13 protein-coding genes are annotated in these 22727 nt (G+C 65.2%); 3 read left to right on the top strand and 10 right to left on the bottom strand.

The window, feature by feature from the left end; all coding sequences use genetic code 11:
• Positions 1-165 precede the first annotated feature (165 nt).
• The 3 genes from CSC74_RS11240 to CSC74_RS11250 all read left to right on the top strand — a co-directional run bounded on the left by CSC74_RS11240 (position 166) and on the right by CSC74_RS11250 (position 4817).
• Positions 166-2346 carry a TonB-dependent receptor gene (locus CSC74_RS11240; RefSeq protein ID WP_211369623.1) on the top strand — a complete coding sequence of 727 codons (2181 nt, stop codon included), beginning with the start codon at positions 166-168 and terminating at the stop codon, positions 2344-2346.
• A 79-nt stretch (positions 2347-2425) separates the two neighbouring features.
• Complete coding sequence (locus CSC74_RS11245) at positions 2426-4048, top strand: AMP-binding protein (protein ID WP_162314550.1); 1623 nt, start codon at positions 2426-2428, stop codon at positions 4046-4048.
• 58 nt (positions 4049-4106) lie between these two features.
• Positions 4107-4817 carry a TetR/AcrR family transcriptional regulator gene (locus tag CSC74_RS11250; RefSeq protein WP_162314551.1) on the top strand — a complete coding sequence of 237 codons (711 nt, stop codon included), beginning with the start codon at positions 4107-4109 and terminating at the stop codon, positions 4815-4817.
• 23 nt (positions 4818-4840) lie between these two features.
• Here the strand turns inward: CSC74_RS11250 and CSC74_RS11255 are convergent, their stop codons facing one another.
• The 10 genes from CSC74_RS11255 to CSC74_RS11300 all read right to left on the bottom strand — a co-directional run bounded on the left by CSC74_RS11255 (position 4841) and on the right by CSC74_RS11300 (position 22694).
• Positions 4841-6427, bottom strand: a complete 1587-nt coding sequence (locus tag CSC74_RS11255) for a carboxylesterase/lipase family protein (protein WP_162314552.1) — start codon at positions 6425-6427, stop codon at positions 4841-4843.
• 83 nt (positions 6428-6510) lie between these two features.
• Positions 6511-7887, bottom strand: coding sequence for a spinster family MFS transporter (locus CSC74_RS11260; RefSeq protein WP_246193171.1), 1377 nt, complete (start codon positions 7885-7887; stop codon positions 6511-6513).
• 553 nt (positions 7888-8440) lie between these two features.
• Positions 8441-10837, bottom strand: a complete 2397-nt coding sequence (locus tag CSC74_RS11265) for a glycoside hydrolase family 3 protein (protein ID WP_425501456.1) — start codon at positions 10835-10837, stop codon at positions 8441-8443.
• 306 nt (positions 10838-11143) lie between these two features.
• Entirely contained in the window at positions 11144-11842 is a 699-nt protein-coding gene (locus tag CSC74_RS11270; protein ID WP_162314554.1) for a DUF6445 family protein, read from the bottom strand.
• A 24-nt stretch (positions 11843-11866) separates the two neighbouring features.
• Positions 11867-13402, bottom strand: a complete 1536-nt coding sequence (locus tag CSC74_RS11275) for a tryptophan halogenase family protein (RefSeq protein WP_162314555.1) — start codon at positions 13400-13402, stop codon at positions 11867-11869.
• 73 nt (positions 13403-13475) lie between these two features.
• A complete protein-coding gene (locus tag CSC74_RS11280; RefSeq protein ID WP_162314702.1) occupies positions 13476-14498 on the bottom strand; it encodes a cupin-like domain-containing protein in 1023 nt (340 codons plus the stop codon).
• Positions 14499-14503: 5 nt separating this feature from the next.
• Positions 14504-15262: a SapC family protein gene (locus CSC74_RS11285; RefSeq protein WP_162314556.1), complete on the bottom strand. Its 759-nt coding sequence runs from the start codon at positions 15260-15262 to the stop codon at positions 14504-14506.
• A 165-nt stretch (positions 15263-15427) separates the two neighbouring features.
• Positions 15428-18595 (bottom strand): TonB-dependent receptor, encoded by a 3168-nt coding sequence (locus CSC74_RS11290; RefSeq protein WP_162314557.1) that lies wholly within the window; start codon positions 18593-18595, stop codon positions 15428-15430.
• A 1159-nt stretch (positions 18596-19754) separates the two neighbouring features.
• Positions 19755-21149: an aspartate ammonia-lyase gene (locus CSC74_RS11295; protein WP_162314558.1), complete on the bottom strand. Its 1395-nt coding sequence runs from the start codon at positions 21147-21149 to the stop codon at positions 19755-19757.
• A gap of 72 nt (positions 21150-21221) precedes the next feature.
• The gene (locus CSC74_RS11300) at positions 21222-22694 is read right to left on the bottom strand and encodes an NAD-dependent succinate-semialdehyde dehydrogenase (RefSeq protein ID WP_162314559.1); all 1473 of its coding nucleotides are present in this window, start codon (positions 22692-22694) and stop codon (positions 21222-21224) included.
• Between the last annotated feature and the right edge of the window lie 33 nt (positions 22695-22727).

The raw sequence follows: 22727 nt of genomic DNA on the forward strand, positions 1-22727 counted from the left end.
CGAATCTTTCCGATCACGCCCGTGGGCCTGGGTCCGGCAAGTTCATCCGAAATAATACTAATTCACATGCGAATGAATGTTGACGCAAGACTGAAGATATGGCAAACATGCACCTCCCGCGCGAACCGGCCGGGCACACGAACCGATTCCTGGGAGGGAAGGGTTATGAATCGCACTGTCAAGAAGAATGCGCTGTGGGTGGCCATTTCGATGCTGATCCTGCCTTGCTGCGGGGTCGCCTCCGCGCAGACCACGGCACCAGAGCCCGCCAATGAAGCCGACCAGGCCAGCGAGGACACCAAGACACTGACTGAAGTGGTCGTCACCGCCGAGCGTCGCAGCGAACCGCTGCAGACCACCCCGATCTCGGCGACCGTGCTCAGTGGCGAAGAACTGGCCAAGATGGGCGTCAACGTGATCGACCAGCTGCAATTCGCCACGCCGTCGGCGACGGTCAACAACTTCGGCCAGGGCATCGATTTCAATATCCGCGGCATCGGCAAGGCCGAGCACAACACGCAGACCACCACCGGCGTCATCACCTACCGCGACGGCATCGCCTCGTTTCCCGGTTATTTCACCGCGGAGCCCTACTACGACCTGTCGACCGTGGAAATCCTGCGCGGCCCGCAGGGCACCTTCGTCGGCCAGAACGCCACCGGCGGCGCGGTTTTCGTCAATTCCAACAACCCGATCATCGGCGGCGGACACACCGGCTACGTATCCGGACAGATCGGCAACTACAACGACCTCGGCGTGCAGGGCGCGATCAACCTGCCGATCAGCGACACGCTGGCCGCGCGCGTCGCGTTGAACGCGGAGAACCGCGACAGCTTCTGGGACATCGATGGTCCCTACACCGGTTCCGACGCGCGGCTGCGTTCGCGCAGTGCGCGACTGGGATTGCTATGGCAGCCTTCCAGCGCGTTGTCGGTGCTGTGGAAGACCGACTACAGCCACCTGGACATGGGCGCCTACCCGGCCGACCCGGTCAATTCGCCCAACGATCCCTTCGACGTCACCGCCAATGCCGACCTGAAAGCGCTGGACAGGTTCGTGCGTTCCGGCCTGACCGTGGACTACCGGTTCGACAATGGAGTCAGCTTCCGCTCGATCAGCGGTTACCAGGACGGCAACACGGCCTATCGGGGCGACCTGGACGGCACCAGCATCGGCAACACCACCTTCCGCGACTCGGTGGACGAAACCATCTACTCGCAGGAATTCAACCTGATCTCGCCCGACGAGGGCAAGCTGTCGTGGATCGTCGGCGCGTACTGGCAGAAGGACACCTACCACTTCCTGCCCGGCGAATTCGTGATCGGCGCGCCTCCCGGAAACCCGGCCACCGAGTACGTCCTGGACGGCACCAATCCGAAAAAGACTTCGGCGCTGTTCGGCCAGCTCGGTTACCAGTTCACCGACCGCCTGCAAGTCCAGCTCGGCGGCCGCTACTCGCGAAGCAGCACCTCCAATGACGTTTCCGTCCGCCAGTACGGCGTGCCGCTCGAATCGGTGCAGACCGCCAGGTTCAGCAACTTCTCCGGCAAGCTGGCGCTCAACTACGAACTCAGCGAGTCGCAGTTCCTGTATGCGTTCGCCGCCACCGGCCACCGGCCGGGCGGGTTGAACGTTCCGGTCGGCTTCGGCCAGCCGGAGCCGTTCGATGAAGAAGAAGTGACCAGCTACGAGCTGGGCTGGAAATCGGTGTGGCTGGACGGCAGCGTGCGTACGCAGCTCACCGCGTTCCACAACGACTACGACAACTTCCAGGTGATCATCGGCTACCCGGATTTCCCGGTGTTCGGCATCGAAGTCAACGTTCCCGACACCACGAAGATCTCCGGCATCGAAGCGCAAGTGCAAGCCTCCCTGGGCGAGTGGACGCTGACGGGCGGCCTGGGTTGGCTGAAAAGCGAACTCGGCGAGTTCTATGCCACTGACCCCAGAGCGATCGCAGTCGTGCCGTGCACTCCGGAAAGCGGACCGGAAAGCGCCAGTTGCCACGCGCTCGAGGGTCGCGACCAGACCTACGCGCCCGACCTGACTTTCAATGTCGGCGTCGAGCGGGAGTTCACTTTCGGAAACGACACCCTCACGCCGCGCATCAACTACGGCTACGTTTCCGAACAGTGGGCCACGCTGTTCCAGAACGAAGCGCGCGGCGATCGCATCGAGAGCCGCAGGATGATCAATGCCCAGGTCGCCTGGAAACACGGCCAGTACGTGGTGACGCTGTACGGCACCAACCTCAACGACCAGCACTACGTCGCGGCGATCAACTCCGGCCTGCGCTTCGCCGGTGCGCCGCGCCAGTACGGGCTGCGGATCGTCAGGTGGTTCTGATCCAGGCAGCGGCCCGCCATCCGTCGCGTCCTCGCACGCGGCGGTTGGCATCACGGAAGATCCCGATTTCGGCAAGCCCATGCAGACTTACGCGCTGACCGTCGACAAATTCCTGGAGCACGCCGCCAAATGGTCGTCGCGGCGCGAGATCGTCTGGGCGGAACAGGGGATCGTGCAGGATCGCCTCGGCTATTCCGGGCTGCGCGAACGCAGTAATCGCTTGTCCGGCGCATTCAAGTCGCTCGGGTTGAGTGTCGGCGATCGGGTCGGCACGCTGGCATGGAATAGCCAGCACCACCTGGAAACCTATTACGCGACGATGGGTGCGGGACTGGTTTGCCACACGCTCAATCCGCGCTTCACCGTCGCCCATCTGGCGACGATCATCAACGAAGCCGGGGACCGCCTGCTCGCCGTGTCTTCGAGCCTGGCGCCATTGCTGCAGGAGTTGGCGCCGCTATGTCCGACGGTCGAGCATGTCGTGCTGCTTGATGGAAACGTGTCCGCGCTTCCGATCCTGGAAGGATCCGGACTCGAGGGATCCAGGGCAAAGCTGTGGTCGCACGAAATCCTGATGGAAGAACACGGCGCTGCTGTCGCCTGGGGAAACTTCGACGAGAACGCGCCTGCGGGACTCTGCTACACATCGGGCACCACGGGCGCGCCGAAAGGCGTGCTCTACAGTCATCGTTCCAACTACCTGCACACCCTGCGTGCCCTGCAGGCGGACGCCATGGCCCTGACCGCCGACGATGTCGTGCTGGCGGCGGTGCCGATGTTCCATGCCAACGGTTGGGGCCTGCCCTATGCCGCGCCTGCGGTCGGCGCGAAGCTGGTGCTGCCGGGCCGCCATGCCGACGGTGCCAGCCTGGCGAACCTGATCCGCGATGAAGGCGTCACTGTCGCCGTCGGCGTCCACACCCTGTGGCTTGGAGTGATAGACCACGTCGACTCGACCGGCATGCGATTGCCCAGCTTGAAGCGCGTGCTGATCGGCGGCTCCAGTTGCCCCGACGCGCTGATCAAGCGGATCGAGGAATGCCTGGGCGTCCAGGTACAGACCAGTTGGGGAATGACCGAACTTTCGCCGATGGGCACGATCGCTACGCTGGGCACCACGAGAGTCGATCAGGCGTCCGGACGTCCGCCGATGGGCCTGGATCTCAAACTCACCGATGCCGCTGGCGCGTCGCTGCCGCAGCAGCGGGACGGCTCCGTCGGTCATCTCAAGGTCAAGGGCGCCAGCGTGCTGGATCGCTACTACAAGTCCGATGCCGACGCATTGGACAGCGAGGGCTACTTCGACACGGGCGACCTGGCCAGTCTCGACGAAGATGGCAACCTGACCATCCGCGGACGCTCCAAAGACCTGATCAAGTCCGGTGGCGAATGGATCAATCCGGCGGAAATCGAAGACATCGTCGGTCGCCATGCTTCCCTTCGCCAGCTTGCGGTCGTCGCCAAGCCCGACCCGAAATGGGGAGAACGCCCGGTGCTCGTCATCGAACTCCACGCCGGGCGATCCTTCCGCCATGAGGATCTGCTCGCAAGCCTGCAAGGCCAGGTGGCCGCCTGGTGGATCCCCGACGAAATCATCGTCGTGGATGCCATGCCACTGGCCGCTACCGGAAAGATAGACAGGGAGCGACTGCGCGCCGGAGCTGTGGCAGCCGGTCTCGCCCCGGAGCGGATGCGCGATTGACGGCTGCGGAGTGGACTGCCTAGACTCGGATACCCCTTCCGAAGACCGCCGCGGCGCGATGCCCAAAGCCACGAAAAAGCGAGTTCACCGCAGCAAGGCCGAGCAACGTGCGGAGAGCATCGAGCAGATTCTGGACGTGGCCGAATACCTGTTCTCCAGGAACGGACTGCATGGCGTGACCCTGAGCGACGTGGCCAAGCAGGTGGGAATCCACACTACGCTGGTCCACTACTACTTCAAGGACAAGCAACATCTGTTCGAATCCGTGTTCGCCCGCCGCGCCGGAGTGAGCAGCGGCGCGCGCATGGCGGCGCTGGAACAATACGAAGCCGAGGCCGGCGACCGGCCCACGGTCGAAGGCGCGCTGCATGCCTTCCTGGATACCGACTTCGATCTCTATGTCGCCGGTGGCGAGAACTGGATGAATTACGCCGCCTTCGGCGCGCGGGTGAGCAACACGCCGGAAGGCGCGGCGCTGATGGACGTGTACTTCGATCCGGTGGTGCTCAAGCTGGTCGGCATCCTGAAGCGTGCCCTGCCCGACCATTCCGACCAGGACATCTTCTGGGGCTATCACTTCGTGACCGGCGCGCTGATGAATACGCTGGCCCGCACCGGACGCATCGACCGGCTTTCCGGCGGACTCTGCCACTCCGATGATTTCATGGCGGTCAAGCAGCGCATGGCGAAGTTCATGGCTGCCGGCTTCCTTTCATTCGCGCCCCAGCCAGCGGCCAAAGCCAAGACCAGGGCCAAACGCCGCGGTTAGTCGGGCCCGCTTCCGAGTCGGGCTTACTTCGCCAGCGGCGGAGACGCCAGTCCGGTGTTCCAGTTCCACGGATCCTTGCCCGTCGCCCGGCGCCTGCGCACGGTTTCCTCATGCAACTCGTACATGCCAGGCATCAGGCGCACGGAAGCTTGCGGCGTTTCGCCGAAGGCCATGAAGCCTTCTGTCTTGCCGTAACGCGGCCAGGTCGCCTCGCCTTCCGCCCTGGGTATGCCGGTACGCGCAAAGCTGCTCCAATAGGCGAGCATCGCATCGGCCATCCGCGTCTCGTTCGCCGTGGCGGGGATCGCCGGCCACAGCGCTGGCGTGCGGCCGGCATTACCGAAGACGTAAGGCAGCTCGCTGGCATGGAAGGCGTGCAGACCCGCCGCGTCGGCAGCCGGATAACCATGGTCGAACAGGTAGAGGTACGACGCCTGCCCGATCGCCTCCTGGTTGCGCACCAGCCGCTCCGCCGTCCATCCGTACAGCGCGTCGCGGGTGGTGGCGTAGATGCTTTCCTGCAGCTGCGTGGACGGATACAGGCGCAGGAACTCGTCGGCCAGGTCGCCGTAGCGTTCGCGGATCGCCGCTTCGTACTTGTCGGCCGTCGCCGGCACCGGCGGCGCAAGGAAGCTGAGCGAACGGATCTCGCCGCTGTTGAATCCCGCGAGCAGCGGCACCGGCGCCTGTTCCCCGCGCTCGAAAATATCGACCAGTTGGCGCGGCAACACATGGCCGTCGACGGTGGCGAACGGCAGGAACCCCAGCTTGGCGGCCGCCTCGGTCAGCTCCTGCGCGCCGGCTTTACGGAGGTCGGCGATGTTGTCGGCATGCACGGCGGCGCCCAGCAGCGCGCCGGCTTCCTGCGCAGGCCGCTCGCCGAATTTCCTTTCCTTCAGTTCCGGCGTGGAAATCATGTACGCGCTTTGCGCGATCGCCTTGGCGAACAGGCCGCGCGCCTGCGGCGACGCCATCAGGTACATCACGCTGAGGCCGCCGGCGGACTCGCCGACGATGGTGACATTCGCCGGATCGCCGCCGAATGCGCCGATGTTGTCCTTGATCCAGCGCAACGCCGCGATCTGGTCGAGCAAACCATAATTGCCCGACACGCCGTCCGGCGACTCCGCGCTGAGTCCCGGATGGGCCAGGTAACCGAGTACGCCAAGCCGATAGTTGATCGACACGACGACGAGGCCCTGTTGCGCCATGCGCGCACCGTCGTACAAGGGCTCCTTGCTCGATCCCTTCACCAGCGCACCGCCGTGGATCCAGACGAACACGGGCGCACCGGCCGCATCCGCGGGCGCCCAGACATTCAAGTTCAGGCAGTCCTCGCTGGTCGGTGTGATATCCGACGTGTAGAGGTTGGGCACCGGCGTCACCGGCTGGATGCACGACGCCCCGAATTCCGTCGCCTGGCGCGCTTCCTTCCAGGGCGGCAGCGGCGCAGGCGGCTTCCAGCGCGCCGCGCCCACCGGCGGAGCGGCATAGGGAATGCCCTTGAACACGTGCAGCGAACCTTCGAACTTGCCCACCAGCTGGCCGGAGGGCGTGTCGATGAGGCTGAAGGAACCGGTTCTCGCGTCGGCTGGGATCTCGGTGGGCATCGAAGAGTCTCGCTCGGCACTGAAAGAGGTTGGAGCCGCAAGGCAGGCGGCCAGAGAGCAGCAGAAGGCCATGCTACGCAGGTTCATTGGACGGGTTCTCCATTCAAGGTTGGCTGTTTGCCGCGGCGGAGCACCCGCGCGAGCCACAGGAAGAGTGCAATGGCGACGAAGTAGGCCGGCACCAGCGTGTACAACGCCATCTGCAGCGAGTTGTCCGGATGGCTGGCGCGGAAATAGTCGCTGGCCGCGCCCACATACGTCGGGCCCAGGCCCAGGCCGATCAGGTTCATGATCAGCAGCAGCAGCGCACCGGACATGACCCGCTGGTCGGGTCGGACTTCCTCCTGCACCAGGGTGACCGACGCCGACAGATAGAAGTAATTGAGGAAGGTGGGACCAATCAGCAGCGCAATCGCAAGCGGCCAGCTCGGCGCCCATACGAATCCGATGTAGAACGGTATCGCGAGCACCAGCGACGCCGCCGGCAGCAACGCATAGGCTTGCCGGTAGCGTCGCGTATAGCGGTCCAGCAGGCGTCCCGAGACGAAGATTCCCGCACTCATGCCGATGCCGACGACCAGCGCGTAATAGACGGCGACTTCGTTGAGCGTCATGCCCTTCTCGCGCATCAGGAACAGCGTGGTGAAGTTGCCCATTCCGTAAGTGACGAACTGCGTGGCGCCGCTGCCGAGCGCGGCCAGGAGAAGTTCGGGACGGGTAAAGAACATCCTCAGTGTCGGCAAGAACTGCGGAGTCTTGTTCGCCGGACCGATGGGCGCCGCAACGACGGCTTCATCGAGGCCGCCGCGGCGCGGCTCGCGCACGATCAGCAGCAGCGCGATCGCAGCCGCGATGCCGATCGCGCCGAGAACGATGAAGGCATGGCGCCAGCTGAAGGCCGCGGCGATCGAGGCGCCGAAGGCAATGCCCAGCGCCGCGCCGATCGGCGGCCCCAGGTTGAAGATGCCCAGTGCGGTGCCGCGACGGCCGCGCGGGAAATAGTCGGAAATGATGGCGTAGGAAGGCGGCACGCCACCGGCTTCGCCCACGCCCACCGCCATGCGTGCCACGACCAGCTGCGGATACGTGTTGGCCATGCCGCAGGCCAAGGTCGCCGCGCTCCACAGCGCACAGGCGAGAGACAGGACCTTCACCCGATTGCTGCGGTCGGCCAGCCAGGCCACCGGAATGGAAATGAAGCAGTAGAACAGCGCGAAGTACAGGCCGCCGATCAGTCCCAACTGGCTATCGGATACGTGCAGCGTGTCCTGGATGGGTTTGGCCAGGATCGCCAGCAACTGCCGGTCGAGGAAGTTGAGGACATAGATGAAGCACAGCATCCCCAGAGCGACCCAGGCCCTGGCACCCGGGGCTTTGGATGCCGCTGGCGACGGATATGCGGTCTGCGGGATCGATCCGCCAGGCGAAGCCTCGGCAACCCCCATCGGCGCGCGGCTCATGCCGACCCGGGATCGGGCGCACGCCAGCGGAAATGCCCGCCCGGTCTGCCGGGCACGCACGGGACCACCCTCGCAACGGGGTTGTTCATTGGCGCCCTCCCAGGCAATCCAGTCGACTGGCGTCGACGCTGCAGCCCGATCATGCAGTCAATCGGCGGCCGCCGTCAACATTCACTATGTTGTGTGTGAATGACTTCGGATGACCGCCAGCCTCCGGTTCTGGTGGCATCGGACAGGATCGGTCCACCCGGATGGCATCGCTCTACGCCAACACCAGGTGTGGCCGGGCGCGGGGAAATTCCCGGGCATGGTGACGACCGAATCCCGGCTCGGCCCAGGCGACCGCAGCGACGATCACTTCGCAGGCAGCGCCCTGTTCGGCCAGCGTGCGCCAGACGATGATGGGGCGGATAGCCGGGTACTTTCCGCTGCAGTTCCAGCAATCCGCCCAGGCCGGCGATATTGGCGTCGTGCCCGATCGCCATCGTGAATCGGCCTGCCCTCCGTCGCCGCCCGCCTGGCGAAGACGGGAGGCGACGCGGTGCGAGCGGCGCTAGGGGCCGTCGCAACCGAGCACATGGTCGGCGACGGTTCCGTAACCGACCTCGCTGATCGCCAGCCGATAGCCCGCGCTGGATTCGATGCCCGCCGCCACGGTCAGCTTGCCCATGTTGGCGCCGGCGGCGGCGAAGCACTTCAATGGCATGCCGATGCTGGTCCATTGATTGACCGGCAGCGCCGCCAGTTGCGCGCCTACCGGCACCCGTCCGGCGCAATCGTCGCCGCACTCCACGAACAAGGCCGTCTCCCTGGGTGTCGGGGTTTCGATCCGCATCGTCAGCAGCAACAGCACGTCGCCATTGGTCTCGCGGCTGAGGTCGAGCGCATCGGGAGCCACCAGCGCGACGCTCGAAGGACCGTCCGCCACCCAGGCGTATCGCCAGGCGTCTTCCTGGGCCTTGTGGTCGACCGCGGTGACGGTGACGTTCGCATCCTTCGCTTCGGCAACGACAGTGGAATAGGCGGGTACGCCGGCGTGGGCCACGCGCAGTCGCCAGCCCTTGGCCAACGCCCCCCTTTCGAAGAAGCGCGCGCTCTGCACCGCGCTCAGGTCCAGGCCGGGATCCTCGCTCAACGGCGCGAGGTTGCCGTCTTCTCCGTACTTCAGGCCATAGCCGTACGCGAATTGCGGATCGCCGCCCTGCCCGGCGTTGAGCGGCGTCTGTGCCGCACTGCGCGGCCATGAGTAGGACAACTTGCCGCTGAAATCGTGGGCGACCTTGCCCTGTCCGTCGCGCAGCAGGACATCGGCTACGCCGCCGCCTTCCGAACCCGGCAACCACGCCGCGACGAAGGCATCGGAGACGTTGATCTCGCGGTTCACCCACAGCGGACGGCCCGACAGGAATACGGCGACCACGGGGATGCCTTCCTGCTTCAGGCGCTTGATCAGGTCCAGGTCGGCGGTGCTGGTCGGCTTGTAGGCGACGGTCTTGATGTCGCCCTGGAATTCGGCATAAGGCTCCTCGCCGAACACGACCACGGCCACGTCGGGTTTTGTTGCGTATTTTCCCTCCACCGACAGCGTCGCCTTGCCGCCGGCGGCCGCGACCTGCTCGGCGATGCCCGACCAGATCGACTGCGCCTTCGGAAAATCGGAAGGTTTCAAGCCCGTACCTTGCCAGGTCAGGGTCCAGCCGCCGGACTGCTTGCCGATATCGTCCGCGCCATCGCCGGCCACCAGCACGCTGGCTTTCGGATCCAGCGGCAATATCCCACCCTGGTTCTTCAGCAATACCAGCGACTCGCGGACCGCGCGGCGGGCGATCGCGCGATGCTTCGGATCGCCCAGCAGATTGTCGTTGCCGGCCAGCGGGCGTTGCGAGGGTCGCGGGGCCTCGAACAGCCCCGCCCGCATCTTCACCCTGAGGATCCGGGTGACCGCGTCATCCAGCCGCGCCATCGAGATCTCGCCCGACTTCACATGCTTCAGGGTGCTTTCGTAATAACCCTTCCAGGTATCGGGCGTCATCATCATGTCCACGCCCGCGTTGAACGCAGCGGCGCAATCGGTGTTGCTGCAGCCGGGAACCTGGCCCTGCGCATTCCAGTCGCCGACCACGAAACCGTCGAAGCCCATGCGCTTCTTCAGGACTTCGGTCAGCAGGCTTTCGTTGCCGTGCATCTTGACCCCGTTCCAGCTGGAGAACGAAGCCATCACCGCCTGCACGCCGGCTTGCAGCGCCGGCGGATAGCCGGCGCCCTGCACGTCGCGCAGCTCTTCTTCGCTGACCCTGGCATCGCCCTGGTCGCGGCCTTCGTAGGTGCCGCCATCGCCGAGGAAGTGCTTGGCCGTGGCGATCACGTGCCCGGGCGCCAGGAACGACTTGCTGTTGACCTTGCCCTGCAGACCTTCGACCAGGGGTCCTGCGTAAAGCGCCGCGATTTCGGGATGCTCCGAATAACCTTCGTAGGTGCGCCCCCAGCGATCGTCCCTGGGCACGGCCAAAGTGGGAGCGAAGGTCCAGTCCAGGCCGGTGGCGCGGATTTCGACCGCGGTCGCGGCGGCGATCTCGCGCAGCAGTTCCGGGTCGCGGGTGGCGCCCAGTCCGATGTTGTGCGGAAACAGGGTCGCTCCCACCAGGTTGTTGTGGCCGTGCACCGCATCGATGCCGAACAGGACCGGGATGGCGTTATCGCCGCCGCTGGTGTCCATCGAGGCCTGGTAGAAAGCATCGGCCAGCGCCACCCACTGCGCCGCGGTCGCATGGAAGTCGTTGCCGGGATCGGAGTTTCCGCCCGCCAGCACCGAGCCGAGCCGGTATTTGCGCACGTCCTCGGGAGTCACGCTGGCGATGTCGCCCTGCACGACCTGGCCGACTTTTTCCTCGACGCTCATCCTGGACAGCAACTCGCGCACGCGACGCTCGAGTTCGGGATCCTGCTTCACCGGCGATCGCATCGCCGGCCATAGTCCGGGATGCGCCTGGGCGGATCGATTCGCCTCCGGATCACCGGCGGATCCGGGATCCTGCGCCCCCACCGAACCCGATACGCAGAGGGCCATGGCCAGCAAACAGAGGACGGGAAAGCGAGGGCGGGAAAGACGTGGTTCGTGCGGATACGGACGGATGGCTGGCTTCATGGTGTTCGGCTCCCGGCGGATGTTTTATCTGGATGTCCCGCGCCATGGCGGAAAGCCATGTCACGGGTCTTTGGGGAATGCATGCATCGAGGGTACCCGACCCGTATCGCCTCAGTGCACCACGTCGATGAAAGTGTTGATGGACAGCCGTCCCGCCAGCGGATCGGCGGGCGGGATGCGGGCATTGTCGATGCGCCCGGAATGCAGCGAGTTGCGCCGGTAGACCAGCATCCGGTTGAACGCGCCATCCACATGGGCGACGCGCTCGAACAGCGATGTGTCGTCGTCGATGTAGCCTTCGCCGGTGGCGTCGCTGCGACGGCTTTCCAGCTCCAGGGAGCGGTAGTAAGAATCACGGCGCGACGGATCGATGCATTCGAAACCGCTTTGGCGGTGCCGGTAGAAAGCCGTTCCGCCCCATTCGCCACGGAACAGGTAGTGCACGGTCGCCAGGCCATCGCCCTGGACCGAATCGACATGCGGCACGCGCTGCAGGAACGACAGCTTTTCCGGCGGCAGGGTGACCAGGGAAAAGTGGCACATCGGGAATGCGAACCGGCCCGGCTGCAAGCCGAAGCATTCCGCCAGCAGCGGGTTCAGCGTCGTTTCCAGGAAATGCCGGTACGCCAGCGGCGCGGGGGCGCGGATGCCGGGAAAACCCGAGGATTGTGCGACGAAATGGCTGGTCGCGGCCTTGCGCACCAGCCGGTCGGGATCGGAGACCAGGTCGTCGATGACCAGCAACGGCGCTCCTTCCGCGCCGATGGAGAGCTTGCTGATGCGGATCCCGGGATGGCGATTCAGGAGCATGGGTCTTCCTGGCGAGCCTGCCGGTCAAGGCGTCGCCAACGCCGTCTTCGCCGCCCAGACTTCGGGCGCGGCTTTGCAATAGCGCTCGATGAATTCCTGCTGCGACGGCATCTGCGCGATGGCCCGGCCGATGGGCTGGCGGATCGAATCGAACAGCTGGCGCATGTTCTCGTCGGGCAGCGCCCGCGTCACCGGATGGTGTTGCTGCGGCGCGATGCCTTGCCCCAGCAACACATGCGTCCACGAATCGATCCGGAACAGTTCGTCCGCGCCCTGCCATGCGTGCGCGCGATCGCGCCACGCGCGCAGGCGCAAGGCCAGCGATTCCGGCAATTCCATCTCGCGGCATTCCTTCCACATCGGTTCGTCGCGCTGGTTGGCGTGGTAATGCAGGATGATGAAATCGCGCACATGCTCCATTTCCGCGCGGCCGGCGTTGTTGTACAGGTCGACCAGGGTCGGGGAGATGCCGTCGAACGGGAACAGCTGGACCAGGCGCACGATGGCGCTGATGGTCAGGTGGATGCTGGTCGATTCCAGCGGCTCGATGAAGCCGCTGGCGAAGCCCAGCGACACCACGTTCCTGTTCCAGGTCTTGAGCCGGCGGCCGGTGCGGAAAGGCACCAGCCACGGCTCCTTGATCGGCGTCGCTCCAACGTCGCGCAACAGCTTGGCCCGGGCCTCGTCGTCGGACATGTGCCGGCTGGAAAAGACCAGCCCGCCGCCATTGCGATGCTGCAGCGGAATGTGCCAGCGCCAGCCGGCCTCGTGGGCGATGGCGCGCGTGTACGGCACTGGCGGGCCGACCGATTCGGTCTGCACCGCCACGGCGCGGTCGCTGGGCAGCCAGTGGTTCCAGTCTTCGTAGCCGGTGTGCAGGGTCTGTTCGATCAGCAATCCGCGGAAGCCGGTGCAGTCGATGAACAGGTCGCCTTCCAGCACCTGCCCGTCCTCCAGCACCAGCGCCTGTATATCGCCGCTTTGCGGGTGCTGCCGCACTTCGTGGATCTTGCCTTCGACGCGCTTGAGGCCGTGGCCCTCGGCCATGCGCCGCAGGAAGCGCGTGTAGAGGCTCGCGTCGAAGTGGTAGGCGTAATTGATCTGCGGTTGTTGCGGCTGCCCGAACAGGTCGCCGCGCGCGGCCAGCGTCTCCAGGCAGAAGTCGCCCAGTTCCGATTGCATGCCGCGGCGCTGGCTTTCCAGCCAGAAATGGTGGAAGGCGCAAGCCAGGGTGCTCTGCCCGGTGACCCCGAACGGATGGATGAAGCGGTCGCCCGGGCGGCGCCAGTTCTCGAAGGAGATGCCGACCTTGAAGGTGCCGGCGACGGTGCGCAGGAACTCCTGCTCGTCGATCTGCAGGAAACGGTGGAAGGTGCGGATCGTCGGCACCGTCGATTCGCCGACGCCGACGGTGCCGATCTGTTCCGATTCGATCAGGGTGATGTCGAGCAGGTCGCGGAACTGGTGCGCCAGGGTGGCCGCGGCCAGCCAGCCCGAGGTGCCGCCACCGGCGATCACGACCTTGCGGATCCTGGCCTTGCCCGATGCGTTGTCGTTCAAGCTGCTGTCGTTCGATCCGCTGCTGTTCAATTCGTCCCCTTCGCTTTCGCAATCGTTGGTTGGCGCATCCGGCTCAGCGGTTGAGCTTGCCGATCAGCATCGCCCGCATCCGCCGGGCCAGGTTTTCGTCGATGGGGCCGAGCAGGTCGCGCGCGGCCGGCGGCAGGTGCTCGCCGGCGCGCTCGCCGGGGCCGAACACGTAGTAGTCGAAGACCTCGCGCCAGGCCTGCTTCTCGCGCTCGGGGCGGTCGCGGATCGTCCACAGCGCGTGGTACAGCGCATGCATCGGCGTCGGCAGGTAGGCCGGCACGCTGCTCCACCAGTAGTTGACCAGCACGGTGAACGCATCCAGCCCCTGCACGTGGTGCCACCACATGCTGGGGATGAAGATCGCATCGCCCGGTTCCAGCACCGCGGCTTGTCCCGACGCCAGCGCTTCGCGGAAACGCGGATGGCGCTCGAAGTCGGGATCGGCGAAATCGACCACGCTCACCGCCTGTCCGCCGGGCGTCGGTTCCAGCGGACCGGGATACAGGTTGACGATCTGTTCCGGCGGAAACAGGGTGAACCGCCGTCGCCCGACCGTGCAGCAGGCGATGTTGTTCGGCGCGTCGTAATGGCAGGACGCGGTGACGCGGTTGCCGATCCAGATGCTTGGCGGCGCCTGCACGCCATGCGCGGCGAAGTCGAGATCGTTGCCGGCGCGCAGGCCCGGCAGGCAGCCGTCGACCAGCAACGAAGCGATGTAGTAGGTGGGCGGATGCGCGTCTTCCGCGTGCGCCGCGATTTCGTCCAGCACCTGGTCCAGCCCGCCACGCCGGACCTCGCAGTTCAATGCGCTGAAGTCGTCATTGTAGAACGGACGCCCCGCGACCTCCGGGCCGCCATGGGAATACTGCACCGGCTTGCCGTTGTAGTGGCCACGCAGGCAGGCCATCGCCGCCTGCGGCGACTCCAGCCCTGCCCGTACCAGCTCCCAATCGCGGACGGCGCCCTTCAGCACCGCGGGCCGTCCCGCCGCGAGCAATTCGTCCAGTGGCAACGCGTCGGGCTTGCAGCCTTCGATCACGCGGATGTCGCCTGCCGCCACGGCCATGTCGCTCACGCCGCGCGTTCGGGCGCGGCAGCGTCCTGTTCGCGCAAGCGACGCTGCTTTTCCGCCATCAGCCGGCGCATGTTGTGCATCGAGGCCAGCACCAGGTAGGCGCCTTCGAGGTAGCCGGCCTGGTTCAGGCGCTGCAGCGATGCGGCGTCGAGTGCGGCCAGCTTTTCGCGGTCGATGCCATGCAGCCCGCTGACGCTGACCCGGTTCTTTTCGTCGAGTCGCACGTCGAGGTCGACCGGCTGGACCAGCCCCATCGAATCGAACATCGCGAACATCGCCTTGCCGAATTCCGCGCCATCGCGGATGCCGCGCAGTACGCTGGCGATATGTTGCAGATACGGGCTTTGCCCGCCTTGCGGCAGGAATACCGCCTCGCCTTCGCTGGAACCGACGCGCGGATGTTCCAGGTCGACGTGCATGACCGGCTCCATGCGCAGTTCGCCATCGATGCGCTGTTCCTGGAAGCCGATCAGGAACGGCCCCTTGGCGACGGCGCCCGGCAGGTAGGCGGCGTTCCAGCGGCCGTCCCGCAGGAACAGGTTCTCATGCTGTTCGAACCCCAGCAGCGCCACCGACTGCCATTCGCCGCTGTCGCGGTCCTTGCGGAAGAAGATCGGATATTCCCTCTGCAGCTCGGCGTATTCGCTCGGGAACGCCGGCACCATGCCGATGTCGTCGCCGAATTCGCGGCCGAAGCGGGTGACCACGCGCAGATCCTTGTGGGTCACGTTGTCGAGCAGTTCGTATCGGGCCATTTCGGTTCCGGCAATGAAACAGGTGCGGCCTGGGCCACGACGACGATTGCAGAAAACCATTGCATCGGCAAGCGGGATCGTTTGCGCCGCGCTCCTCGATAAAAGGGACCGCTGCTTTCGCAGCGGTCCCGCCACGCGACATCCGGGGAGGATGTATCGCAGGACTCAGAACTTGTAACGCACCCCGAGCATGTAGCGCGGGCTCTGGTCGGCCAGCTTGACGATCTGCTTGTCGGTGCGGGCGTGCCAGCGCACGTCCTCGCCGGTCAGGTTGATCGCCTCCAGGCCGAACGACCAGTGGTCGTTGAGCGCGTAGTTCACGCTCAGGTCCCACTGATCGTAGGCCTCCACGTAGTACGGATTGCGGCTGGCGCCCTGGTTGGCCAGGATCAGGTATTCGTCGCGCCAGTTCCAGGCCAGGCGCACGGACCAGCCGTATTTCTCGTACATGAACATGGCGTTGGCGGTGTCGCTCAGCCCGGTCAGCGAGAACTGGTCGATGTTGGGATCGCCCGCGTCGTCGTAGCCCACGTCGCCCTTGACGATGGTGTAGTTGGCGAAGATGCCGAAACCACTGTCGCCGAAGAAGTACTGTCCACCCAGTTCCCAGCCATGCAACTTGGCCTGGTTCTGGTTGACCGGGCGGTTGACGTTGAACATGTACAGCGGATCGTCGGCTTCGCCGACCAGGTTGTAAGCCGCTTCCGTCGCCAGCGCCTGCGCGCCGGTGCCGTTGAAGGCCGCCAACCCGGCGGGATCGTTGCGCAACAGCGCCAGCGCGGTGAACAGCGAGGTGTCGTTGCCCGAACAGGCGGCGGCGTTGGCCGCGCCCACCTGGGTTATGCAGGCCGCGCTCTGCAGGAAGTCCAACGCCGCCTGTGCATCGGGGCCGGAAGTCGGATCGGTCAGGCCGTACAGCGGTTGCTGCGTCACGCCATTGCCGATGAAGTTTGCTACCGACTTGTTCCAATAAGTCAACGAAACGTAGCTGGCGTCGGCGAAATACCACTCCAGCGCCAGATCCAGGTTGTCCGATTCCAACGGCTTCAGCATGGGATTCTGATCGTTACCGCTGGCGCGGACCGAGGGGTCGAGCAGCACCGAGCCGAACGGCTGCTGCGCAGTACCGGGGCCAGCGTACAGATTGCCGTAAGGCGCGCGTGCGATGGTCTTGCCGAATGAAGCGCGGCCCTTCAACTCGTCGGTGAAGTCGATGCTGAAGTCCAGGTTGGGCAGCACGTAGCTGTAGCTGGCCTTTTCACTGAACGGCTGTTGCTCATCGGACAGCACGATGCGGAAATCGTTATTGGCCGACCACTCGATGGCTTCGGGGATGGCGATGACCGAGGTCGAAACCACATCCGTCTTCTCGTAGCGCACGCCGATGCGGGTATTGGTGCGCATGCCGCCCAGCTCGCCCTCCAGGTCCACCTGCATATAGGCGGCATTGGTCTTTTCCTCCACACGATCGTTGGCGGAGTTCTGTGGGCTGACGCCGATATTGAGGCCGTACTGGCCCGCTGCCCATTCGGTCAGCTCGCCGGCATCGCCCCTCCAACCCTGGTAGCTGGCGATGTTGTAGTCATCGAACAACCCGACCAGGTTGACCGGCTGCAGGTGATCCATCAGACCTCCGGCCACGTCCGAGTCGACGTTGGCCACGCCCCAGTCGCCGAGGGCGGAGTACGCCTCCGCCGCCTGCAGGCGGTGGGTGGAGGACTTCGCCGTATCCACGCCGAACTGGAAGCGACCCGTGTCGAAAGTCCATTCGCCGTCCAGCCGGGCCTGCTTGATCTCGCTGACCTGGGTCTGCGCGTTGATGCGCAATACCTGCGACCCGACTTCACCTTCGACGAAGCCGGGATTGACCACGCCGTTGGTGCCGGCAAGGGCGTCGGCCGTAGTCGGATACCAGGTCTGCGAACCGACCGGCAGGCCGTTGTTGAAGAACATCTCCTGCACCCACGAACCGCCGCAGTGCGGGCCGGTGGTGCAGTTGTTGGTGCCGGCGATGCTCATGAAGATCGAGCCGCCGCCGGTCAGCGGATCGTTCGGCCGGCTCTCGTTCTTGGAGTTGTGCGCGTCGAAAGTCAGGCGGAAATCGTCGTTGACATCCCACTGCGCATTGAAGCCCAGCGAGCTCAGCTTGTATTTCTGCATGCTGCGCTGCTGTTCCAGGCCGAAGTCCTTGGTCCCGGCGATTTCGCGGATGTAGACCGGGGTGGCGACCGCGCCGCTGGTGTCGAACTCGATGTCGGTGTATTGGCTGTTCTGCAGCCACATGCTCTGCTCGCCGCGATTCTCGGTGATCTCGTTGGTCGAGTAGGTGTAGTCCAGGGTCATGGTCAGGCTGTCGATCGGCGCGAACTGCACCACCACCTGGCCGTTGACCCGCTCGCGCTCGAACTCGGAGAAGGCATAGCGCAAGTCGTTGGGACGGGCGTAGAGCTCACCGATGGCCGGCGCATTCACCACGTCCGGAGCGCCCGGCATGGTCCCGGTCCACGGCTGGATGTTCCAGTAGTTCTCGGTCGCCTGCACCGAGCCGCCCTGGCGCTTCTGCGAGCTGGCGCTGACGCCGATGCCGAAGGTCTTGTCGGCATTGGTGAAGCTGAAGATGCCGGAGACTTCCGGGGTGATGTCGTTGTCGAACGGCTGCGAGCGGTCGGAGACCGCCTTGACCCCGGCGCTTGCGACGATGCCCTCGTGGTTGAAGGGCTTGTCGGTGAGGATGTTGATGGTCGCGCCGATGCCGCCGCTCGGAACCTGCGCCTGGCCGGTCTTGTAGACCTCGATGCCGCTGATCGCTTCGGCCGCGAGCTGGGCGAAGTTGAACGCGCGGGTACCGCCATCCACGCCGCCGATAGCGACTTGGCCAGAGGCGCCGAACGCATCCGCGCCGGGCATCTGCCGGCCATTGAGCGTGACCATGTTGAACTGCGGGCCGAAGCCGCGTGCCGTGACCTGCGCGCCTTCGCCATCGCGACGCTCGATCGAGATGCCGGTGATGCGCTGCAACGATTCGGCCAGGTTGGTGTCCGGGAACTTGCCGATATCCTCGGCGCTGATCGCATCGACCACGCCAGCGGAGTCGCGCTTGATTCCCATCGCCTGGTTGAGGCTGCTGCGGATACCCGTGACCACGACGGTGTCGAGCGTGGTGGCGTCGTCGGTCGTTTGTTGCGCGCTTTGTGCAGGCGTGCTCTGTGCAGGCGCGCTCTGCGCCGACGTGTCCTGCGCTGCGTCCTGCGCGAACGCCGGATTGATGATCAGCATGCCGCCCACGAAGGTGAACATGGCCTTCGACTTGAATCGCTTCGACTTGTGGCTCATGGGTATTTCCTCAGCACTGTGATTGAACGGCCAACGACAAAATCATTCACTGCATGTGACACGGCATCGGCATTCGCCAGGGCCGCCTTTAGTGCGTCGCATTGGAACCTGCACCCTCTCATGTGGACTCCCCTTCCTTTTCGATCGATGGATGTATCGCCCTCCCCCGGGGCACCCGCGGGCCGCAAGCCCACCTTTTCAAGACCGGGTGCTGGTAAAGACACCCGCTGCAGCAATATCGGTTTCCCGGTGCTTCATCCCGCGTCCTGAACTCCCGCGCAAAGGCGACGCCCCAACAACCTGATCCGCATCTCGATGCCAGCATGGGTGGTAGCGCTAACATAGAGTGAGCGCAGCCTAGTCAAGCCTTGCCGAGTTTGTCACCGTGCAGTGCAGCAATACGGCGACAGGCTCCGCGACACGATTAGTTGCATCTGATACAAGGCTGTTTCGTAAGCTTTTTTCCTGGTTGTGTAACCAAGAATACTGTCCGCAGCACAGGGGCTTTTTCTTTTCCCCGCAAAGCATTGCGCATTGCTCGGCCCCCATACGCACAAGACTACGAGCGGACCGCCGATGGAGAGGATCCAATCGACCCCATCCAAACCAAATCCAATCGGCTGCCTGCACCAAACCCGTTGCAGGTCGGCACGTCTTGCGCTGCACTCCGCCATCCCAAGACGGCTGCCGACGCTACCGGTCGATGTCTCTCACGGCATCGGCAGCATGCCGGAATGTACTGGCGCTCCAGTCGCACTGGCACGTGCGATCCTTCGAAGGCTTTGCGCCAACCATGCACTGCGCGCATGAGGATGTCGAACACCCCCGCGCGAACGAATCGCTGTGACCCGGTGCGATCCGCTTATCCAGGATTGGCTGCAACGGAAACATGGCTTGCCCATCGTTTGCCGGGTTCCATTCCACTGCGACGCGACGAATTTCCCCATGCAGTCGTCTGGCTCCTGCCGGATCGATCCTGTTGCGTCGCGGGTAGCTTCATCGGCATAGGCGGCGACAGATAATCCACATGCATGCAAGGCCGCAGGAACTGCGAGGCTGGGCCATCGCGCATAGACCCGGCCCGGAATCCGTCTCCGATCCTCGCCGGAGATCCCGCAAGATCCGTCGGCCATCAGCCGCCACCGGGGAGCGAAACGCCTCAGGCAGGCGGCCGTGCCAGCTTCGCCGGCCGCAGGATCTCGTCCAGCGCTTCCTGTGAAAGCAGCCCCCGCCGCAATACGATCTCGCCCACGCTGCCGCCCGTCACCTGCGCCTCGACCGCTACTTCCGTCGCGGCGACGTAGCCGATATGCGGGTTCAACGCCGTGGCGATGCCGATGGAGCGTTCGACCTGCCGACGCAACTGGTCGGGGTTGGCGGTAATGCCCACCACGCAATTCCTGGTCAGCGTCTCGCAACCGCGACGCAGGTGCGACAGGCTGCGGAACAGGCTCAGCGCCAGGATCGGTTCGAAGGCGTTCAACTGCAACTGCCCGGCCTGCGCGGCCAAGGTCACGGTCAGGTCGTTGCCGATCACTTCGAAGGCGATCTGGTTGACCACTTCCGGGATCACCGGATTGATCTTGCCCGGCATGATCGACGAGCCGGACTGGCAGGGCGGCAGGTTGATCTCGCCAAAGCCTGCGCGCGGGCCCGACGACAACAGGCGCAGGTCGTTGCAGGTCTTGCCCAGCTTCACCGCGACGCGCTTCAACGCACCGGACAGGTGGACGAACACGCCGCAGTCCTGGGTCGATTCGATCAGGTCGGGCGCGGTCAACAGGTCGACGCCGGTCAGCTCGGACAGCTTGCGGCAGACCAGGGCCGCGTACTGCGGATGCGAATTGATGCCGGTGCCGATGGCGGTCGCACCGAGGTTGATCTCGCGCAGGAAGGCCATCGCCTCGCGCAACCGCAGCATGTCCTCGTCCATCATCACCGCATAGGTGCCGAACTCCTGGCCCAGCGTCATCGGCACGGCATCCTGCAGTTGCGTGCGCCCTACTTTCAGGATGTCGGCGAATTCGTCGCGCTTGGCGGCGAACGCATCGCGCAATCCGGCCATCGCCAACAGCAATGCCTGCGCATCGAACCAGGCGGCCAGCTTCAACGCCGTCGGGTAGACGTCGTTGGTGCTTTGTCCCAGGTTGACGTGTTCGTTGGGGTGCAGGTAGCGGTACTCGCCCTTGGCATTGCCCATGAGTTCCAGGGCGCGATTGGCGATCACCTCGTTGGCATTCATGTTGGTCGAAGTACCGGCCCCACCCTGGATCACGTCGACGACGAACTGGTCGTGCAACGCGCCATTGCGGATCTCCTCGCAGGCACGCGATATCGCATCCACATGCCGTGCATCGAGCAGGCCGAGTTCGCCATTGGCGAGGGCCGCGGCATGCTTGATGTTGGCCAGCGCCTCGATCAGCGACGCGTACTGGCCGATGCGCACGCCGCTTATCGGGAAGTTCTCCACCGCGCGCAGCGTGTGCACGCCCCAGTAGGCGTCCGCGGGAACCTCTCGGTCGCCCAGCAGGTCGTGTTCGATTCGCGTTGTCATTGCAGGTCTTCCCCGGATGCTTCAATGCCTGGCATGCTCAGGCGAGGCATGCGGCGGCGTCATGGTTGCGTATCAGTCCAGTCCACCCTGGCACAGGTATTTGATGTGCATGTACTCGTCGAGGCCATGGCGCGAACCTTCGCGTCCGTAACCCGATGCCTTGATGCCGCCGAAAGGCGCGGCTTCGGACGCGACCGCGCCTTCGTTGATGCCGACCAGGCCGGCTTCCAGTGCCGAGCCCAGGCGCGCGATGCGGCGCACGTCGCGGGTGTAGAAATACGCCGCCAGCCCGTAGGGCGTGCCGTTGGCCTCGGCGACCACGGCCTCCTCGTCGGCGAAGCGGAACACCGGCACCATCGGGCCGAAGGTTTCCTCGCAGGCGAACTCCATGTCGTTGCCGACGCCGGTCAGCACCGTCGGCTGGTAGAAATTCACGCCGAGTTCCGGCAAGCGCTTGCCGCCGGTCACCAGCGTCGCGCCCTTGGCCAACGCGTCCTGCACGTGCCGGCCGACCTTCTCGACCGCCTTGGCGTTGATCAGCGGGCCGATCTGCGCCTGCGGATCGGTGGCCGGCGCCACCCGCAGCGCGGCGACGCGCGCGGCCAGCCTGGCGACGAAATCGTCGTGCACCGCGTCGTGGACGTAGACGCGGTTCGGACATACGCAGGTCTGGCCGGCGTTGCGGAACTTCGCCGACATCAGTCCGTCCACCGCGGCGTCGAGGTCGGCGTCTTCGAACACGATGAACGGTGCGTTTCCGCCCAGTTCCAGCGACAGTTTCTTGAACGTATCGGCGCTGGCGCGCGCCAGGTGGCGGCCGACCGGCGTGGAGCCGGTGAAGGTCAGCTTGCGCACGCGCGCATCGTCCAGCCAGACATCGACCACGCCAGGCGCATTGCTGCGCGAAGCCGTCACCAGGTTCAGCACGCCCGCCGGCACACCGGCGTCCTCGGCCAGCGCGACCAGCGCCAGCGCCGTCAACGGGGTGTCCTCGGCAGGTTTCGCGACCACGGTACAGCCGGCAGCCAGCGCCGGCGCGATCTTGCGCGCGATCATCGCCGCGGGGAAATTCCACGGCGAAATCGCCGCGATGACGCCGACCGGCTCCTTCACCGCCAGCATCTGCCGCCCCGCCACCGGCGCCGCGATCACGTCGCCGTGGATGCGCGCGGCTTCGCCGGCGAACCATTCGATGTAGCTTGCCGCGTAGACGATCTCGCCGATGGCCTCGGCCAGTGGCTTGCCCTGCTCGCGCGAGATCAGCCTGCCCAGGTCTTCCTTGTGCTGCAGCACCAGCGCATTCCAGCGTGCGAGGATGCGCGAACGCTCGCGTGCCGGCACCGCGCGCCAGGCCGGGAGCGCGGCGTGCGCCGCTTCCAGCGCGGCGGCGCCATCGCGCGCGTCGCTGTCGGGAACGCTGGCGAAGACGCGGGCCAATGCCGGGTCTTCGACGTCGTAGCGCGCGCCACCGGCCGCTTCGCACCAGCGGCCGCCGATGTAATGGGCCGAACGCAGCAGATCGGGGCGTTGCAATGTCAGCGGCATGGGCACGGCCTGCAGAATGGGTTTTGGGAACGA

The organism is Pseudoxanthomonas yeongjuensis (assembly GCF_010093345.1).
Classification (GTDB): domain Bacteria; phylum Pseudomonadota; class Gammaproteobacteria; order Xanthomonadales; family Xanthomonadaceae; genus Pseudoxanthomonas_A; species Pseudoxanthomonas_A yeongjuensis.

Excerpts from the sequence above, each read along its gene's own strand:
- CSC74_RS11260 (WP_246193171.1), bottom strand. The coding sequence starts at position 7,887 with ATGAGCCGCGCGCCGATGGGGGTTGCCGAGGCTTCGCCTGGCGGATCG.
- CSC74_RS11250 (WP_162314551.1), top strand. The coding sequence starts at position 4,107 with ATGCCCAAAGCCACGAAAAAGCGAGTTCACCGCAGCAAGGCCGAGCAA.
- CSC74_RS11285 (WP_162314556.1), bottom strand. The coding sequence starts at position 15,262 with ATGGCCCGATACGAACTGCTCGACAACGTGACCCACAAGGATCTGCGC.
- CSC74_RS11295 (WP_162314558.1), bottom strand. The coding sequence starts at position 21,149 with ATGACAACGCGAATCGAACACGACCTGCTGGGCGACCGAGAGGTTCCC.
- CSC74_RS11240 (WP_211369623.1), top strand. The coding sequence starts at position 166 with ATGAATCGCACTGTCAAGAAGAATGCGCTGTGGGTGGCCATTTCGATG.
- CSC74_RS11270 (WP_162314554.1), bottom strand. The coding sequence starts at position 11,842 with ATGCTCCTGAATCGCCATCCCGGGATCCGCATCAGCAAGCTCTCCATC.
- CSC74_RS11255 (WP_162314552.1), bottom strand. The coding sequence starts at position 6,427 with ATGCCCACCGAGATCCCAGCCGACGCGAGAACCGGTTCCTTCAGCCTC.
- CSC74_RS11280 (WP_162314702.1), bottom strand. The coding sequence starts at position 14,498 with ATGGCCGTGGCGGCAGGCGACATCCGCGTGATCGAAGGCTGCAAGCCC.
- CSC74_RS11290 (WP_162314557.1), bottom strand. The coding sequence starts at position 18,595 with ATGAGCCACAAGTCGAAGCGATTCAAGTCGAAGGCCATGTTCACCTTC.
- CSC74_RS11245 (WP_162314550.1), top strand. The coding sequence starts at position 2,426 with ATGCAGACTTACGCGCTGACCGTCGACAAATTCCTGGAGCACGCCGCC.
- CSC74_RS11300 (WP_162314559.1), bottom strand. The coding sequence starts at position 22,694 with ATGCCGCTGACATTGCAACGCCCCGATCTGCTGCGTTCGGCCCATTAC.